12 protein-coding genes are annotated in these 18,645 nt (G+C 57.4%); all 12 read right to left on the bottom strand.

The genetic code is table 11. From position 1 onward, the window contains the following. Window positions 1-61: 61 nt before the first annotated feature. Window positions 62-286 (bottom strand): DUF5597 domain-containing protein, encoded by a 225-nt coding sequence (locus KXU80_RS03465; RefSeq protein ID WP_258171402.1) that lies wholly within the window; start codon window positions 284-286, stop codon window positions 62-64. After that, complete coding sequence (locus KXU80_RS03460) at window positions 273-1,550, bottom strand: beta-galactosidase (RefSeq protein WP_219836903.1); 1,278 nt, start codon at window positions 1,548-1,550, stop codon at window positions 273-275. The genes KXU80_RS03465 and KXU80_RS03460 overlap by 14 nt, the downstream gene beginning before the upstream one ends. A gap of 89 nt (window positions 1,551-1,639) precedes the next feature. Next, on the bottom strand, window positions 1,640-3,205 hold the full coding sequence (locus tag KXU80_RS03455; protein WP_219836902.1) for a response regulator transcription factor: 1,566 nt from the start codon (window positions 3,203-3,205) through the stop codon (window positions 1,640-1,642). Then, complete coding sequence (locus KXU80_RS03450) at window positions 3,180-4,973, bottom strand: cache domain-containing sensor histidine kinase (RefSeq protein WP_219836901.1); 1,794 nt, start codon at window positions 4,971-4,973, stop codon at window positions 3,180-3,182. Before KXU80_RS03450 ends, KXU80_RS03455 begins: the two co-directional genes overlap by 26 nt. 118 nt (window positions 4,974-5,091) lie before the next feature. Then, window positions 5,092-6,858 (bottom strand): extracellular solute-binding protein, encoded by a 1,767-nt coding sequence (locus tag KXU80_RS03445; protein ID WP_219836900.1) that lies wholly within the window; start codon window positions 6,856-6,858, stop codon window positions 5,092-5,094. Between the two features lie 76 nt (window positions 6,859-6,934). Then, the gene (locus KXU80_RS03440) at window positions 6,935-7,825 is read right to left on the bottom strand and encodes a carbohydrate ABC transporter permease (RefSeq protein WP_219836899.1); all 891 of its coding nucleotides are present in this window, start codon (window positions 7,823-7,825) and stop codon (window positions 6,935-6,937) included. 26 nt (window positions 7,826-7,851) lie between these two features. Then, a complete protein-coding gene (locus KXU80_RS03435) occupies window positions 7,852-8,811 on the bottom strand; it encodes an ABC transporter permease (protein WP_219836898.1) in 960 nt (319 codons plus the stop codon). Between the two features lie 274 nt (window positions 8,812-9,085). Next, a complete protein-coding gene (locus KXU80_RS27795; protein ID WP_258171224.1) occupies window positions 9,086-12,607 on the bottom strand; it encodes a fibronectin type III domain-containing protein in 3,522 nt (1,173 codons plus the stop codon). 436 nt (window positions 12,608-13,043) lie between these two features. Then, window positions 13,044-14,837: an ABC transporter ATP-binding protein gene (locus tag KXU80_RS03410; protein WP_219836897.1), complete on the bottom strand. Its 1,794-nt coding sequence runs from the start codon at window positions 14,835-14,837 to the stop codon at window positions 13,044-13,046. Next, on the bottom strand, window positions 14,834-16,591 hold the full coding sequence (locus tag KXU80_RS03405) for an ABC transporter ATP-binding protein (protein ID WP_219836896.1): 1,758 nt from the start codon (window positions 16,589-16,591) through the stop codon (window positions 14,834-14,836). Before KXU80_RS03405 ends, KXU80_RS03410 begins: the two co-directional genes overlap by 4 nt. Window positions 16,592-17,083: 492 nt before the next feature. Continuing rightward, window positions 17,084-17,302 carry a hypothetical protein gene (locus tag KXU80_RS03400; protein ID WP_219836895.1) on the bottom strand — a complete coding sequence of 73 codons (219 nt, stop codon included), beginning with the start codon at window positions 17,300-17,302 and terminating at the stop codon, window positions 17,084-17,086. A 43-nt stretch (window positions 17,303-17,345) separates the two neighbouring features. After that, window positions 17,346-18,332, bottom strand: coding sequence for an SLAC1 anion channel family protein (locus tag KXU80_RS03395; protein WP_219836894.1), 987 nt, complete (start codon window positions 18,330-18,332; stop codon window positions 17,346-17,348). Window positions 18,333-18,645 lie beyond the last annotated feature (313 nt).

The following is an 18,645-nucleotide window of genomic DNA, read 5'->3' as shown; positions in this document are numbered from 1 at the left end:
CAATGAAAAAAGATGGCTGGTATAAGAGCCATCTTTTAAATACGCATGAAATTAATTGTGCTTAGACATACCGATAGATTTCGACGCGCAGCACCTCGGGATCGGCACGTAAATAGACGCCGTACGCCCCTTCATCTCCGTTCAGCACGCGCCGCCTGCGCCATGTTTCTCCATCAAAACCTCCCTCCTCGATTCGGACGACGCCGACCTTGCCCCGTTCGCCCCGCTTAGGCAAAAATACTGCCGAATAGCCAAAACCCGCCAAATAAAATTCATGGGCTCCCAGCTGGATGATGAGGCCGCCCGCAGCCGGCGAAGGAGAGCATACAGCCTTTGTCCCGCTGCTGCACGAAGCCGGTCATGGCGCCCGTGCCGCGGTATCGATGAATGACGGGGAGCATGCTTCCGAGCAGCGCGTAGCTGCGGGCCAAATACGGCCCCGTGCCATTGAGCACGAAGCCCGACTGCTCGATATTCAGCGTCGAGAGCAGCGAGGCGTCCGCTTCGTCCACGTCTCCGGCCAGAAAATCCTCGATGCCAAACGGCGAGAAGCCAATCGCATCGAAGCTGCCGATCGCGCAGAAGACGTTAGCGGCCGACACCGTGTCGCGGCGCGCTTCCGGAATGAAAAGCGGATTGCCGTCCCGCGCGTACGTCTCGCATATTTCCCGGAAATTCGGCAGGTAGATGTCCGGCGCATAGACCGCGATCGACGGCGCGCCGATGCGCCACACGCCGATCATTTTAGCGCTAGGTCCGCCGCTCGGATAAGCGCCAGGCCGGTTCGGGTATTGGTCGAGCCAGGCGTTGACGATCATCGGCAGCGGATACGCCTGGCTTCCCGCGGAAGCAATCGCCTCCACAGCACGGGCGTAATGATAAGCCATGAACGTTTCCCCGGCCTGCTCGCCGAATGCCTCGCGCCAGGTGCCAGCCGTTCCGAATGCTTGCGCGATTTCGGCCGGCACCTGCCCCTCGAACCGCTCGTTCGCCGGTTCGCTGTAATCACGCTCCGCGCCTAGGAAGCCGACCTCGTTCTCGACCTGTATCATGATCACGGTGCGGCGATCCCCATCGATTTCACCTAGATGCTTCATGAACCGCCCGAACGCCCGTGCGTCCGCCTGCACCGCCGCATCGCAAAGCGGCGAGATCGTCTCCGAAGCCGCCCCGTCCGGATACCGCGCACGGAAATAGGTGTCGTAATCCCGCTTTACCCATGCAGGCGCGTAGCTCGACAGCCCGTTCTTCCACAGGCCGAACCAGAGCAGCACGAGCCGCAGTCCTTCTTCCCGCGCCCTCTGGACGATGCCGTCCACGAGCTCGAAGTCGAACATGTCCTCCACAGGCTCAGCCAACTCCCAGAACACGGGGACGATCACCGTGTTCAGATGCAGTCCTCGCAAATACGGCCAAACCTTCTCGTCCATGTAAGCCAGACTGGACGAACTGGAATTATGAATTTCTCCGCCCAGCACGGTGAATGGCTGCCCGTCAACGATAAGCGTCGTGATGCCGTTCTCCCGCTTCAAGTGCGGCATTGGATCCATCCTGCATCTCCTCCGTCTCGTTCCTATTCGTTTCCCTTGCCTTCCGCAGGCAATCGCCGCGCCGCGGAAATCCGTTCGTCGGCGACCAGTCAGCGAGCGCCCCGAAAATCCCCTGCGCTGACTCCCGCATACGTCTTAAACCGCTTATAAAACCAGTCCAGCTCGCCGAAGCCGACCTCGTGCGCGATTTCGTATACTTTCTTGTCGGTCTGCAGCAGCAGATCCTTGGCTTTCTCCATCCGGACCTGCAGCACGTAATCGTTAAACGTCATGTCCGTATGCGCTTTAAACAGCTTGCCGATATAATTCGGGTTCATATAGATTTCCTGGGCGACGCTGCGGAGGCTGACGTTCTCCGCGTACCTCGCCTGTACGATCCGTCTGACGTCCTCGACGATTTTGTTCGGCCGCAGCTCCTTCATGCGAAGTAATGCGTCCAGCACGCCGTTGATCTTCGCCTCGGCGAACGCCCGAAGGTCATCGATCGTGCGGCTCCGCATCACGCGCTCATATTCGCCTAGCGATGCATCGAACAGCCGCTCGTGTCCAGCCCCCTGCTCCTTGACGATTCGATACAGCTGAATCAACAGCTCCAGCACGGCGAGCTTCGCACGGTGCTCCGGTATCCGCTCCGTCCGGAAGCCGTCCCATAGACGGCCGACCGCCTGCTGCGCGTCGGCTCGGCGGAAATGGCGAACGGCGTCCAAGACGTCCGCTTCCAGCCCCCGCAGCGAAGTCTGCTCGTCGTCACCGAACGGCTTGCCGCGCGCCTCCAGCACGGCGCCTGGTCCGGACAGAAACTTGCCGTCCAGTGCCGCCTCCGCCTCCGTCCACGATTGCTTCAGCTCGCCGACATCGCCAACGCCGCGGCCAAGGCCGACAGTTACCGTCTCCTTGGCGAAGTTTGCCGCCGATGCGCAAAGCCGCTCGGCGAATGCCCGCAGCGCTTGCGGCGACGTCTCCTCTGCGGCACCGCCGAGCAGCAGCCCGAGCCGATCCTCCGCATCTTCGAACACATATCCCCGGTCCAAGCATAGCTCCTCCGCGATGTTGCGCAAGGCGAAGCGCTTTAGCTCCGCTTCTCGGTCGGTCACGTCGCCGCCAGCCATGAAATCGAACTCGGCCAGCAGGCATGCGTACCTCTGTGCATGCGGCTGCATGCCGAGCAGCCGCATGTGATCGCGAATCTCGGCGGCCGCAACCGTACCGTGAGCGATTCGGCGCAGCAGGCGATCTCTGCCGGCTGTGATGCCGAGGCGCTCGCGCCGTTCCAGCAGCTGCCGCTCGTTCAGCTCCGCCGCGAGCCTCTCAAGCAGCTGCTCAAGCTCATCCTCGTCGACCGGCTTCAGCAAATAATCCTTGACGCCGAGCTTCAGCCCTTCGCGCGCATATTCGAAGTCGTCGTACCCGCTCATAATGACGACCTGCGCATCGGAAAACTCGCGCAGTGCGGCAATCAGCTCAAGCCCGTTCATCGTCGGCATGCGGATGTCCGTCAGCACGAGGGCGAAACGGCATTCCTTCAAGAGGGTCAATGCCTGCAGGCCGTCCTCCGCCTCGGCACGGACCTTGAAGCCGAGGCGCTCCCAATCGGCCAGATAGCGCAATGATTGCCTGGCGATCGGCTCGTCATCCACGATTAATACGTCGTACATCACCTTCGACCTCCCGTTGCTCCGTTGGAATCGTCATCGTCACTTCAGTCCAAGCACCTGCTTCGCTTGAGAGGCGAAGACCGAATTCGTCGCCGTAGAGGTTGCGCAGCCGGCGCTGCACGTTAGGCAGGCCGATGTGCGCGTCCCCGGTCAACCCGCCTTCGTCCAGCCGCCTTCGAATTTCCGACAGCCGCTCCAATTCAATGCCTCCGCCGTTGTCCTGGACCGTAAGCAGCAGCTTGCCGTTCTCCCGCCTGCCCGTAATCCGAATCTCCGAAGGGTCAGGACTCAGCTCCACGCCGTGCGTCACCGCATTCTCCACGAGCGGCTGAATGCACAGCTTCGGCACGCTGACGTCAAGATCGTCGCCATTGACGTCGATGGTATAGTTGAATTTGTCTCCGAAGCGGTACCGCTGGATTTGCAGGTAGCTGTCGATGAATTCCAGCTCTTCGGCGAGGCGGATCGTCTGTCCGCCCTTCTTCAGCATCATACGGAACGACTTAGCCAGCAAGCCGATCACCTTGGCGTTCTCTCGGTCGCCTGCGATGAGCAGCTTGCCGCGAATCATATTAAGCGTGTTGAACAGAAAATGCGGATTAATCTGCGTCTGCAGCGCGTACAGCTCGACTTCCTTCGTGCGCAGCGCATTCTCTTGCCGGTCGATCTCGGATTGGTACACTTCACTGATGAGCTCCCGCAGACGCCGCACCATCAGATTGAACATTTCACCGAGCTGAGCCACCTCGTCGTTTCCCTTAACGCCGACATAGCTGTCGAAATTGTCCTTGTTAAGCCGTTTCATCTTGACCGCCAGCTCGGACAACCGGCGGGTCAGTCCGACCGACATCGCGGAGATAAGCAGTGCGGACAACAGGAACGCGATAGCGAACAGCAAAATCGCGGCAGAGCGCAGCCGGTCCAGCTCCGGCGTCAGCTCCGTCGTCGGCACGAACGTCATGACCTTCATATCCTTGACGATATTGCGCGAGTCGAGCGTTTGATAAAGGATCTGGTAGGACGCCTTGCCGATCTCAGCATGAAAGCTGCCCGCCTGGCCACGAAGGATCCGGCCGCCGAACGGAAGCTGCTCAAGCCGGTCAATATGATCCGCGCTCCCGCTGTCGATCAACACCGTGCCGTCAGGTAGTGCAAAGATGACGCGCTTATTGCGGCTCTCCTGCTCGACGAGCTGTGCCAGGTTCTTCAGCCGGACCTCAAGGGAGACGACGCTCGCCGAATCGCGATTGACGTTGTTCAACCGCTTGCGGAAGCTGATCACAGATTCCTTCTTCGCGAACGTCAGGTAGGGAGGGGTCCAGTAACCGCCCGTGTGATTGCCCATTAATTCCTTGTACCAGTCGCTGGCTCTGACATCGCTGTCGATCAGTTGGACGTTCGAGAAGTAGAACGTCGGGTTGTCGGTATAGACGTCGATATTCAGCACATCCCGGGTCGATTGGATCGCTGACAGAAATGGCTTGAACTGCTGCGAATACACTTCGTACGCTTCAAGCTGGTCGGCATAGCGCTGATCGAGGATAAGGCTGAGCGACGGGTTAAGAAACAGCGTATTCGCAACGTCCTCATAGGACGCAAGCTTGTTATCGAGATTCTGGCTGATTTGCGACAGCGACAGCGAAGCGTTCTGCACGACATGCCCGTACACAAGGTCGCTGCTCCGCTTCGTCAGCAGATACGTGAGCGAGCTGAGCAGGAACAGCATGATAAACAGATTGGTCAGGATCAGTTTCGTCCGAATTTTCATGCCGTCCCTCCGTTTCCAACGCCTTCAAAATACCCGTTCACCTGCCGCTGCCGGCCGGGTTCAGACAAGCGAACGCACTCCTACGCCCAAGAGGGCGAGAAGTACGTTCATAAGTCGGCTAGCCGCCGATCGTAGCGGCGAACTTGGCGTTAAAATCCGCCCATAGCTTCGTATAGGCGTCGTCGACGTCCCGTAGGCCCGCTTTGTCCATTGCCGCCTTCATGTCATCCCAGCTCTTATCGAAATCCGATTGGTTCTTCGCCATGACGAGCTTTGGCAAAAATTTCTTCCAGGTCTCTTCGATTTTCTTCGCCTGCAGCGTAATGTTCTCCGGGGGCGACAGCTGCCATAGATAACCCGGCACGACCTCGGCCTTCGGCAGAAAATCCGCCCACACTGTCTTCCCGTACCGGCTTAGCACGTCCTTGGTCATGTCGTCGTATAGGCTGACGACGTAATCCTTCGTCAGCGGCGTCGCGTAATCGCCGTCGTCCAGCTTGGCGCCGTCACCGACGTTGAACCAGTAGCCGCTGCCCGTGCCATTGCCGGAAAAGCCTTCCTTGATCCCATGGTCCGGATCCGTCTTGCGCGCCTCGATCTCCTCCGGCTTCAGCACGCGATGGCCGTCCTTCACCTCGTAATGCTTCCCTTCGATGCCCCATTGCGACAGAATCTGGCCTTCTTCCGAGAATAAGTAGTCCACGAACTGAATGAACCGCTCCGGGTTTTTCGCCGATTTCGTGACGGCCCACTGGAGGCTGCCCGCGAACGTCGGTACGACCGTGTTCGATATGTCCTTCGTGTCCTCATTGAAGTAGATCGGCAGCCTGGCATAAGCTCGCTCCGGGTGACCGTCCTGACGGAATTGCGTCTCGACGGTGCCGACCATCCAGGCCGGCGCGTAGGCGGCCAGCACGCGTCCTTGCGCCAGCTTCTTGCTGAGATCGTCCTGCGAGAACGCTTCCTTGTCATACAGGCCGTTCTGATACAATTTGTTCAGAAACGCATAGTAGGTCTTCGCATCGTCCGAAACCGGATTATACGTGACATTGCCGCTGCCGTCGATCCGGAAGTTGCCGTGATCCGGAAGGCCGGATGCGCTGATGATCGGGTTATTGTACTGGATGTTCACCTGCCAGCCCGTCATCGCGCCGGAGAAACCGATCGTCTCTTTGTTGTCGATCTGCGGATGCTTATCCTTGTACGCTTTGACGACGTCGTACAGCTGATCCAGCGTCTTGATCAGCGGGTATCCGGCTTCTTTCAGCACGTCGTACTGGATGATGAAATTGGCGGCGGCATCCGCTTTCGCTTCGCGGCTTTTATTGACGCCGTAGAGCGACCAGATGTTGCCGTCGGCGTCCTTCAGCAAATTGAAGTACTCGCCGAACTTCTCCTTAATATGCGGGCCGTATTTGTCAATAAGCTCGTTCAGGGGAACCAAGGCGCCGCCGTCCTTGTATTTCTGCACCTCCGCCGGTCCCATGGTCATAATGTCCGGATAATCGCCGGCCGCGAGCCACAGGTCCTGCTTCTGCGTTTCGTCGCCGACGACCAGATCATACTTGAACGAGACGCCGGTCTTATCTGTAAACGCTTTCGTAATTGGCGTATCCCACGTCATTTTCTCGTCCGTCGTGTTCATGGTGTACGTGATCGGTTCAACGGCCGGCGTTTGGGAAGCGCCTTCATTTTCGGCCGTGCCCTTGTTCTCGCCCGCCGAATTCGCCGCCGGCGCGCTGCCTCCGTTCTTGCTTCCCCCGTTACCGTTAGCTTCGCCGTTGCCATTGCCGTTGCCGTTCGACGAGCAGCCGGCTAACGAGCCCGCCAGAAGTACCGTCGCCGCCGCGAGGGACAAGCTGAATCTCCGCGTTTTGACTGCCATACTGACACCCTCTTTTCTTGTATTTGTATTATATCATCGGAATCGGTGCTCCGGCGATATCGCGATCGTCGCCCGCCTATTCTTTCATTGCGGCGAACGTCATGCCCTTAACGAAATATTTTTGCAGAAACGGGTACACGAGCAGGATCGGAAACGTAACGAGGATCGTCATCGCCGCGCGAATCGTTTCGGGATTCGTTCTTCGCGCGTCTGTTGCGTCGATATGCGTGTTCGTATCGAACACCTGATTGACGGAGCTGATCAATATTTTTTGCAGCTCGTATTGCAGCAGGTTCAGGTGCTCGTTGCGACTTGCGTACAAATAGTTGTCGAACCAGGAGTTCCAGTGCATGACGGCGATGTACAGCGTGATTGTCGACACGACGGGAAGGCTGATCTGCAGGACGATGCGGAACAAGATCTGGAAATCGGACGCACCGTCGATGCGAGCCGACTCCACGATTCCGTCTGGCAGCTGCTCGAAGTAGCTGCGCATGATGATGACGTTGAACACGCCGATCAGCATGGGCAGCAGGTAGACCGCGAACGTGTTCATCAGGCCGAGCTGCTTGATCAGCAGATAGAACGGAATCAGTCCGCCGTTGACGTACATCGTCACGATGAGGATGACGTTGAACGGCTTGCGGAGGAAAAACTCCTTCCGGCTCAGCGTATAGGCGAGCATCGCCGTGCAGACGACGCCGAGCACCGTACCGGCGACCGTCCGGACGACGGATCGCAGCGCCGCTGCCGCCAGACCATCATTCGCGAAGATCGTCGCGAAATTGTCCAGCGTCGGTACGCGCGGCCATACATAGATCGTGCCTTTCAGCGTATCGGCAGCGTCGTTAAGCGATATGGCAAGCAGGTTGACGAATGGGAACAGCGTTCCGATGCCGAGCAACAGCAGCAAGCCGTAGTTCAGCGCTTGGAAGACGTAGTCTCCTGCCGCTCGTTTGTGGATCATGGGGGGGCTCCTTTCAGGTGCCGGCTTTAGAATAGCCGGCTGTCGGTTGTTTTTCTAGCCGCGTAATTAACCAGCAGCACGAGCACAATGCTCACGACGGACTTGAACAGACTTACCGCGACGCCGTACGAATAATCTCCGATGCTCGTCGAATAGTTCAGCGCGTACAGGTCGAGCACCTCCGAACGGCTGATGACGACGGGATTGCCAAGCAGGAATTGGGACTCGTACCCGCTCTGCACGATCCAGCCGACGCTTAGGATGAGCAGCAGCACGGCCGTCGGCATTAGACCGGGAATGGAGATGTAGCGCATTTTCTGCCAGCGCGTCGCACCGTCCGTCTCGGCGGCTTCATAATGCTCGGGGTTAAGTCCCGCCAGCACCGCGAGGTAGATGATCGTGTTCCAACCGAGCTCCTTCCAGAAGCTTGCCAACGTGTGAATCCACCAAAACCATTTTTCCTGGCCGAGAAAATAGTACGGCTGGTCGAGGATGCCGAGCTTCACGAGCAGCTCGTTGATGACGCCTCCGTCGGGCGACAGCAGCGTGGCGAAAATATTGGCGATGACCACCCACGACACGAAATGGGGAATGTACGTGAGCGTCTGCACGGTTCGCTTGAAGAAGCGAAGCTTCACCTCGTTCAGCAGCAGCGCCAGCCCGATTGCGCCGAAGAAGCCGGTGACCAGGTTAAGCATGCCCATCGCGACCGTGTTGCGGAGCGCATTGAAAAACTGCGGGTCCTGGAACAGCAGCCGGAAATTGTCGAAGCCGGCCCACGGACTGCGCCAGATACCTAAGGCGACTTTGTAGTGCTGGAATGCCATGATCCATCCCCATAGCGGTCCGAACGAGAACAGCAGGACCAACAGGACGAAAGGAACCGACATCAGCAGCAGTTGATACTGTTTCTTGACGAGAAGACCGAAGCCTGCCTTCTTCGGGGCAGCCGCGGCGATAGCCGGGGGCGTGGATGGGTTGACCATGTCGTTTCTCCTTTCTGTGCGGATTGGCGTCGCTATGCCTCTATTATCGATTTCCGCGCCTCTGCCAACAACCGGGCAAAGCGAACCTCGTTACCCTACAAAAGAGAGCATACGGTAAGCAGGAAACGGGCTCTGGCGCGAGGGTAAAGGCAGCAGCAAGCATGTTGCGTGCGAAAAAGAGGCCGAATCGGGCTTGCTGCCCGATCCGACCTCTTGGAGGGTTACTAGTCTGCGAATGAATGAGCACAGCGTGACTGCCGAGTTGCGCAGCTTGTTATGCCGGTACGATGCTCCACTGCTGGCTCGCTGAGCCGGTATCGGTCATCTGCACGATACCGGCTCCACTGGCCGAGGAGCCGCCGCTGACGTCGAGCGTTTTGCCGCTGCCGACGTTGATTACTTTGTAATATCCGCCTCCGACGCCAACGATCGTCCACCGCTGGTTATTGCCGCCGTTATCCCACCACTGGATGACACTCGCCCCATCGCTTGCGGATCCGCCGCTCACGTCCAGATTATTGCTTGAATTCGCATTGATGATCTTGAGCCCGCTGCTAGTCGTAATCATGTTCCACTTCTGGCTGCTGCCGCTTCCGGGAGTAAGCTGGACAATGCTCGCGCCGGAGCTCGTGGAGGCGCCGCTGACGTCAAGCACCATGCCGCTGCTGCGGTTAACGAACTTGTATTGGACGCCCGGATCCCAGGCGGGCTGCTGCGACGTATTAGTCGTCACCGCAAGCGCGGCGCTGGCAGCGGAGACGTTGCCGGCGGCGTCCTTCGCCTTGACCGTGAAGCTGTAGGCCGTTCCCGCCGTGAGGCCGGTCGCCGTGTAAGATGTACCGGTCGTAGAACCGGCCAGCGTCGTGCCCCGATAAACGTCGTAGCCGGTCACGCCTACGTTGTCGGTCGACGCCATCCATGACAACGAGACGGTCGTTTCGGTCTTCGACGGCGACGTCAGCCCGGTCGGTGCCGTCGGCGCCTGCGTGTCGGTTCCGGAACCCGAGCCGCCGGTTAAACTGAAGTCGTCGAAATACATCGTCCCGCGAAAATCTTTGACATACACGTAGATGCGCGCCGTCTGCGTGCCGGACGGGGCCGTATACGTGCCGTGCGCGTTGACGAAGCCCGATGTCGTCGATGTGGCCGACGCGACGAGATTGTCACCGATCGTACCGCCTGCGCCGTCGAGGAAACGGACGCGCACCTCAAGCGTGCTCCCTGTGTTGGACGCGACGTTCATGTAACCATCGAACGTATAGGCCGTGCCGGCCGAAGCCGCAGCGTCCTGGTAGAAGCCGAACCAAGCGCCGGCCGTGCCGCTCAGCTTGAACGAGGCGCTTCCGGTGCGTTTCACGGACGTATCGCGGGAGCAGTAATAGGTCTGCTCGCACGTCCAGAGGTTTGGACGGCCGAACCCGTCGTCTTGTTCGAATCCGGCGTTCAGCAGCAGGTTCGGCGCGATCGGCGGCAGCGTCGTGATGCTGACGGCGCCGCTGGCCGCCGATACGTTGCCCGCGGCGTCGCGCGCCTTCACCGTGAACGAATAAGCCGTGCTCGCGGTAAGGCCGGTTACGGTAAACGACGTTGTTCCGCCGCTGGCCGACCCGGCAAGCGTGCCATTACGGTAAATGTCATAGGCAGTGACGCCGACGTTGTCCGTCGAAGCGTTCCAAGTCAGGTCGACCGTCGTATCGCTCTTCGAAGGTGACGCCAATCCCGTCGGCGCGCTCGGCGCCGTCGTGTCCGGCGGGTTCGTCGTGACGGAAAGCGCCGTACTTGCTGCCGAGACATTGCCGGCCGCATCGCGCGCCTTGACCGTGAAGCTGTACGCGGTGCCTGCCGTCAAGCCGGTCACGGTCAGCGATGTCGCTCCCGTCGTCGATCCGGCTAGCGTCGTGCCGCGGTAGACGTCGTAGCCGGCGACGCCGACGTTGTCCGTCGAAGCCGTCCATGCCAAACTGACGGTCGTGTCGGTCTTAGCCGGCGCTGTCAGATTCGCCGGCGCGGATGGTGCCTGTGTATCGGGCACCGTGCTTCCCTGCCGAACTGCTTTGACGGCGATGTCGCGGGTAAACGCCGGTATGCCGGCCAATGTCAGGCTGCCGCCCGACGCGCTCGCTGTCGTCTGCAAGACGGACGCTCCGGTGACCGTGTTGTAATAGGTCACGTCGTACGTGCCGTTGTTGACGCCCGAGAGCGCGAAAGACATGCCGCTGACCGTACGCGGGCTCGCTACCGTATAGTTGGCTTGCGTGTCGTTGATCCAGAGAAGCGCCCGGTCCGCGTTCTTGTAACCGCCAACCTTCGTGCTATTAGCCTGCGCGCCGTAATCCGTGAACGGCATATTGTTCAAATAGGCCTCCTCCGGTTGGACGACGTTCGCGAGCGCCGTATGCAGCCCTTTGATGTTTGCCGGGACATTGAAGCCGGTGCTGCCGGCGAACTCCCACCACAGGTTGCCGCCGGCCGCGCCGGCACGGAAGATCGGTGCCCAGAGGCCGTCATGCACGTATCGCTGCACGGCCGCATCGTTCGGATCTTCGCCGCCCCCGTTGATGCCGTATTCCCCGACGAAGGCGGGACGCCCGCCGAAATCGGTGCGGAAATGCTTCAGCTCGTTCTCCCATTTATCGATGACGTTCGAGCCCCCGTCATACAGGTGGAAATTGGTGGTGTCGAGTGTCGTCAGGCTTTCCCACGACGGTTGGTTGAATTCCTGATGGTCCTTCCAAGCGAAGCTCGTCGTCGTCGGGTGATGATAGAAGTCGAGGCTCTTCCAGTATCCGTCTACCGTGCTGTGCCAGGCGGCACGCGTCGCCGCGCTTGTATCTACGCGGTTATCCGACTCGTTCCAATATTCCAGCATGCCGAGCGCGCGGCTATACCCCCAGCGTGCGAACACATAGCGCAGCAGCTTCTTCTGGTAATTGATCGCCGACGTGTTCGTCCAGAAATCCGTGTTGTTTTCGGTCCACTGCGAAGGTCCGCCGTTCGCCGTATTGTATGCGTTCTGCGGCCAGTCGTAATAGAAGTCGCCGAAGCTGTTCATCGTCAGCATGACATAGATGCCGTTCGCCGAAGCGGTATCGATAAGCGTATCCATACGGGCTTGATTGTCGAGCTGGTATTTGCCGATGCCGTCATAGCTCATCGTAATACCGTTTTGCGTCGTTACGGTAGGTCCCCATTCCGGCGCGTAATTACCCCACCATACGCTGTACCAGACCCGCATCAGGTTCATTTTGGCTGCGCCGTACTGCGGCATCGCGGCCAATATCTCGCTCGGCGCGCCCCATGCGTAGTTCGTGCCGATCAGGGTCAGCTGCTTGCCGAAGCTATCGGTAAACCGGCTGCCGCTCACGCCCATGAAGCCGCGGTTAGTCCCGGCGGCTCCGGCCGTAAACGTATACGTCTGGGATTGTCCCGTGCCGCTGCCGTCCGTCACCTTCAAGTAGACGCTGTGCGTACCGCTCTGCCGAGGCGAGTAGCGTACCGCCCATTTCGACGATGAACCGCCCCTGTAGAAGCCGGGCACCACCTCCGTTTGGCCGCTTGGCGTCGTGAAATACGCACGGACGTCGACTTCGTCCGGATTGAACGGATTGCTGTAGGTCGCGCTCAAATCAAACGTCATTTCGAACTTGTCGTACATCGCCGGAGTCGCCGTGTTCATTGCGACGCTCGAGAACGCCGTAGCCGCCGAAGCCGTAGCCGCGCCGAGCGGCAGCGTACCCAGCAGGATCAGGAAACCGAGCAAGACGGCGAATATAGACTTGTTCCTTCGTTTGGACATTCATGTTCCTCCTTTAAAATAAGATGCAGGATAATCATGCCTAGGTTCCTTCGAAAACGCTCACCTCCTTCGTTCCCCATTTTGCGCTCGCCTGACTTTCGGCACAACCCTAGGCTTGACGGATTTTAACCGGAGAAAATACAGATTCCATCATCAAGTACGACGGGACAAACCTATTAACATCTTTTACCGAAATCGCTCTCTTTTGTTTTCGTTCAACGCTGCACGACATAAAAAAAATCGCGTCTACCGATAATCGATAGATGCGACCCTAGTTATACCTGCACCATACTTTTTAACCGGTTTTGCCGGATGTGTCCAATTACGTGCTCTACTACGCAAAAAGGCCGCAGATTCGCGGCCATAAGCGAGACAATATTTAGCATAATAATTTTGAATCCGGTCCGTATACCGATCAAGGGAATGTTTTGCTATCTTACGCCGGCTGCTCGGCCTCTTCCTTCTCGGCGTCCCCTCTTGACTCCTCGCCCTGCCATAACAGCTGCATTTCCGCGCTGGTCGCAAGCAGCTCGGACAGCGTGCCCTCTGCTTCGACCCGTCCGTCCTTTATGACAAGGATGTGATCGGCGCGCGCCAGCGCCGCTCTGCGATGAGATACCGCTATGCAGGTCACGTCCTGTTCCTGAAACAGCCGCTCCCACAATACCTTCTCCGTTTCGACGTCTAGCGCGCTAGATAGATCGTCGAAGATGAATACGTCTGACTGCGTCATAAGCATTCGAGCCGTGGCAGCACGCTGGATCTGTCCGCCGGAGAGCATGACGCCGCGGGGGCCGACGAACGTCTCAAGCCCGTTTTCCAACATTTGAAGGTCCTGCTCCATGACGGCCAGGCGGATGACGCGGTCCAGTGCGTCCGGCGGGACGGAGCTGCCTTGCGTGATGTTCTCCCCCAGCGTGTCGCTGAACAGCCTCGGCACTTGAGGTGTATAGGACGTCCTCGGCGGCTTCAAGAAGGCAGCCGGGTCTTCTATTAACCTCCCGTTCCATCGTATGGTGCCGTCCGATTTCGGCAGGAGGCCGAGGAGCGTGCGGACGAGTGTTGATTTGCCCGAGCCGATCCGGCCAGTGACGACCAGGAACTTGCCGCGCTCCAAGCGGAAGCCGACGTCCCGGATCCCATTCTCCGAGTTCGGATACGTATAGGACAAGCCGCGAACCTCTAGGCTTTGTAGTCGATCATCCTCGTTCGCGTCAGGAGCTTCGATCTCCGGGGGATCGCCGTACAGATGAATCTCGCTATGCTCCGCGATGCGGTCCTCCTCGCCCGGTCGGAACAGAATCCGCATCCGGTCGAGCGCAACGCGCAGCCGCTTGTGTTGAAAGATCATGTAACCGAATAGTGAAACGCTGAACGCAAACGTGCTTAGGTAGGACGTGAAGAGCGCAATATCGCCGACGGTGAAGCGGCCCGCCTTCATCTCCGCGGCGCACATCAGGAGGATAACGCCCGTGCAGATGCTGAGCACATGCTGGTTAAGCGATCTCATCCACTGCTTGAACAGATTGTCCCGCAAGGCCGCCTTCCGCCGGCTCTCGTTCAGCTGGAGGAACCGGTTCAGCACGTGATCCTCTGCCTGTCCGAGCTTTACCGCCTGCACGGCGCCGAATGTCTCCGCGATGAAGCCGGTGATCCGGCCGGTCGCTTCCCGGTTCAGCCGGGAATACCGTCTCGCCCGGTTGCCTGACAGGTTGTTAAACAGCGTGACGACGACGAGCGGGAGGATGGCCACGATCGTGATCTGCCAATTGATGCGGGCCATGATTACGATGCAGGTGACCGCGTAGATCACGCGGCCCCAGAAATCCACCCAGGACTCCACGTATTCGACGACTTCGTCGACGTCTTCCCGAAAACGAGTCATTGCTTCGCCGGGAGAGGCCGGCAGATTGCGTCCGGGCCAGCGCATGATACCGGCCAGCATATTGCGGCGCAGAACGGCTTGGAGGTGATAGATATACGTCACCCATTTGAAAAAGGCGATAAAAAACATGCCGACTCTGGAGAAGCGGACAACCGCGACGACGATCAGCGGCAGCGCAAGCCACAGGTAATCGTGGGACTGGGTCGTCGCCCTGTCGAAGAACCATTTCATCCCTAGCCCGATGCCGACCGGCATCGCGTGGAAGAATCCCCATAGCAGGGCATTTACAAGATATAGTATGGGGTTGTATCGAAACAATCTCCCCATGAATTGCGTGACGGTCATGCCAATTCCTCCTCTCGGTTGGCTCGCAGCAGCTGGCCATATTCCGATGCAGGATCCTGCGCCAAGGCAGCTCTCGCGCCGAACTCGATGACGCGGCCTTGGCGCAGCACCATAATCTTGTCGACTTGGTCCAGCGTGGCCAGCCGATGAGCGATCACGATTCCCGTGCACCGCTCCAGCAGTTGATCCACGGCCGTCTGCAGGATCGCCTCCGTCGCGGCATCAAGCCGCGAGGACGGTTCGTCGAGAATGACCAGACTTGGCTGGGTTAGGAATACCCGCGTCAGCGCGAACAGCTGCGCTTCCCCCGCGGAGAGCGAAGCTCCTCCGGCGGAGAGGCGCGAATCCAGCCCCTGTGGCATCGCCTCGATCCAAGGACGCAGCCCAAGCCGTTCGGTCGTCTCTAGGATCTCTTCGTCCGATAGGTGCGGATTGAACAGCGTCAGGTTATCGCGAAGTGTTCCGTCAAAGAGCTGCACGTCCTGCGTGACCATGCCGACCCTGCGATACAGCGACTCCAAGCGCAGGGAACGGATATCCACCCCGCCTACCCGAATGAGACCGCTGTCCAAATTATACAGCCTGAGCAGCAGCCGACTGATGCTCGACTTGCCGCTGCCGGTCCTTCCGATGAGGCCAAGCCGCTCCCCAGGCTTCAGATTGAAGCTGATGTCGTGCAGGATAGGCTGATCCTCATTGTAGCTGAAGTTAACCTGCTCGAACGATACGGATAGCGGGCCTTGCGGCAGCTCGTCGTCATCGCCATCCGCGATCTCGCTTCGCAGCGAGAGCAGCTCTTGCGCACGGCGCATGCCGGACTTCGCCTTCTGGAACTCCTGCAGCTGATCACCGAGCTGTTCGATCGGATCATTCAGCATCTGGGTGTATTGGAAAAAGAGAAATAGCATGCCGAGCGTGATCTGCCCCTGCAGGTACATGCGGACGCTAATCATCAGCACGACGGTGACGGCAATCGTAAACATCACGACCGTGACGTTCCAAGGCATGACTCGGAGCATCCAAGCCCTGCGTCCGGAGAGGAAGACCGCCCGCATCGCCCGGTGATAACGATTCATGAGGCGCGGTACGCCACCGTTCGCTTGTACGTCTTCAATGCCCGAGATCCGCTCCTCGATCAGGCCGAAGAGGGCTGCGTTCGCTTGGCGTTCCGATTGGGAAGCACTCACGCCCATGTCGCGGATTCCGAACATGATGCCGATCGACAGGCAGGTGAAGGCCGTCATCGTCGCGGCAATTGGCCAGTTATAGACGAACATATAGCCAAGAATACCCGCGAGCAAGACGAAGCTGCCCACGATCTTGGCGATGAACATCGCGAAGAAGTTCGACATGTTGGTCACGTCGCCGTCGATTCGTTCAATCATTTCTCCCGGTGTCTTTACGTTGTGGAACCTCATATCGAGCCGGAGTGTATGCTTGAGCAGGTTGGCCCGTATCTGGTTGGTCGCCCGCCAGGAGACGTCGTTCCCCAGGTAGTCGACCGATACCGTGAACACTTGATTGAGCACGGCAACGACGAGGTACAGCCCCGCTAGCGACAGCAGGCTGGAGACACTTCCCGAGCCGGTCGCTTGGTCAATGAAGCGCTTAACGATCTGCGGATTCAGGAGCTGCAGTACCGTCGTCACCAGCAGCAAGAGCAGCAGTGCGAGCATCCGCCATTTGACGGGACGCAAGTACTGGAGAAGCCAGGACATGGATGGTTTTGGTTTGCGTTTTTGTTTTTGCAGCATGGTGGCGAAGAGCCCCTTTCTGAAGTGCAATCGCGGCGTGACCGTGACCGTGCAGACGAGGACCTGGAGAAGAAATAGAAAAACTCCAGGCGCAACCGCCTGGAGCGAGGTATGTAGGGGAAATTAACGCATACGCACGGCAGGGTCAGCCAATGGATACAAGCCTATGCAGTTGGTTTGGATTGGAGCAATTGGGCTTGCCATCGTGACGACCTCCTTTGTTTGTTCACTCGAAATTGGAACTTGAATAAAGAGACTATATCACGGGCTTTAGGATAGCGTCAACCAGAATTTGGATGTTGTGGTTCTCTATCATCCCTATACGAGCAATAAAAAATCCCTCCGTAAAGAGGGACTTTTTGGTAACAGGGCTCCAACCCTAAGTGTCGTATATGCTCCCGGGTCTGCTAAGCGAAGTTGTTCGCCTGTTTGTCAGTTCTCTAATGTCTAGGCCGGCGGTTCTCTTCGCTCAGACGAAGCGATTCCTATGAATCATTTCGCAAAATCGATCTGCACTTGAGGTGGAGGCATCTGAATGAAAGAGGAATGTGAGCGTGAATGCTGATTGCCATTTATCCAAACGCTATTCTCGTCGTAACCTTCTAGCAATCCGCCGCCCGAGATTTTCTCATCCGTTACAACCATCACATATTGACTGAAGAATATAGCATTATCAAAATCGACGTCAAATTGAAGTCTAGTGATGTTCATTTCACTCCATCCTTCCTCCACCGCGTGTTCCGAATCGATAGGATTACCCTCTAAGCAGAGTGCCATTAAACAAAATTTTCATCGTTCGAACAAAGAGAACAACCACAACGATACTGAGCAAAGCCAGAATAACCGCGGCAATGGCGATCAGCAGCCAAGAATCCACGAATAAAGCGTATTTTAAAGCGGCATTAGTGAGAGCAGCCATCGGAAAGCTTACGCCCCACCAGGAAGCGCCGAACGGAATAGACTTTTTGAATACTTTGAAGAATAAAACGATGAACAAGAACAGACCGAAGTAAAACAAAATGGATGCGAACTGATCAATCCGCTGCTCAAAGTTCGTATAGCCAAGAAAACCGACCTCAAAAGGCGCAATCATGATGATCATGGAAGGCGTTAATCCTGCCGGCATTGGCGCATGATGAATCAATCTGGACAAAATCAACGTGAAGTATACCAAAGCCACGGTTCCCCCGACTGCAAGGGAAAACAAATTAATTTCATGCGCCCATGGGAACGGCATCGTCCCTCCGGCAACCGAAATATCAAGTGTGCCTACCACAGGGACTAGCGAAGCCGGAACCTTATTTACCGGCTCATGATTCCCGTTCAACAACCGTGTAACGAAAACAAAACAAAGAGCTATCGCCAACGCAGTTCCGATGATCCATACCGCTTGGCCCGTTTTTTCACTGTAGACACCCACCACTGACGAAAGTAAGAGTATCGCGATCGTGATCGTTCCGAAGAAATTCCCCACCACGGGATGCGTAAACTCACCTTTCACTTTATGCGGGTAAAGAAACCATTTTGAAATATAGCCTATGCTTAAGGCGATAAAAATCAAAACCGCAATAATGCCAATAATATCAGCGAGGACAGTGGAAGTCCCGAATAGCTTGCTTGCCTCTCTCCAAGCCAATGAAAGACCTGAAATCCCCATAACCGACGCAAATAGGTTAACGGGTAAGAATTGAATAGAACCGATGCCTCTAATTTCTTGCTGTACTGCAGCCCTGGGTTGCATGGACGGTCACCACTTCCTATGTTTTCAGAGAGCAATCGTGCTATGTCGTCGTAACAACGTCTATATTAAACCGCTTGTCGTTCTCCATCCGATTTGGCCGACTTTCTTCTGTTGCCTCATTGTATGAAAATCAAAATCATAGATCAATATCATTGTGTCTATGGAAACGATAGACAAGAACTATGATCCAATTGTAAACGTTCCCAACCATATATCATCAATATGCTTAATAAGGCGTATAAAAATCACCCGTCAAGTGGATATTAAGGCAGAGAAAAGGAATCAGTTCGTCTTCGTTATCGCAATGAACTGG

Origin of the sequence: Paenibacillus sp. R14(2021), from assembly GCF_019431355.1 — a bacterium.
In the GTDB taxonomy this organism is placed as follows: Bacteria; Bacillota; Bacilli; order Paenibacillales; family Paenibacillaceae; genus Paenibacillus_Z.
Note: the sequence above shows the minus strand (reverse complement) of the source record. Positions and strands in the feature narration are given on the sequence as shown.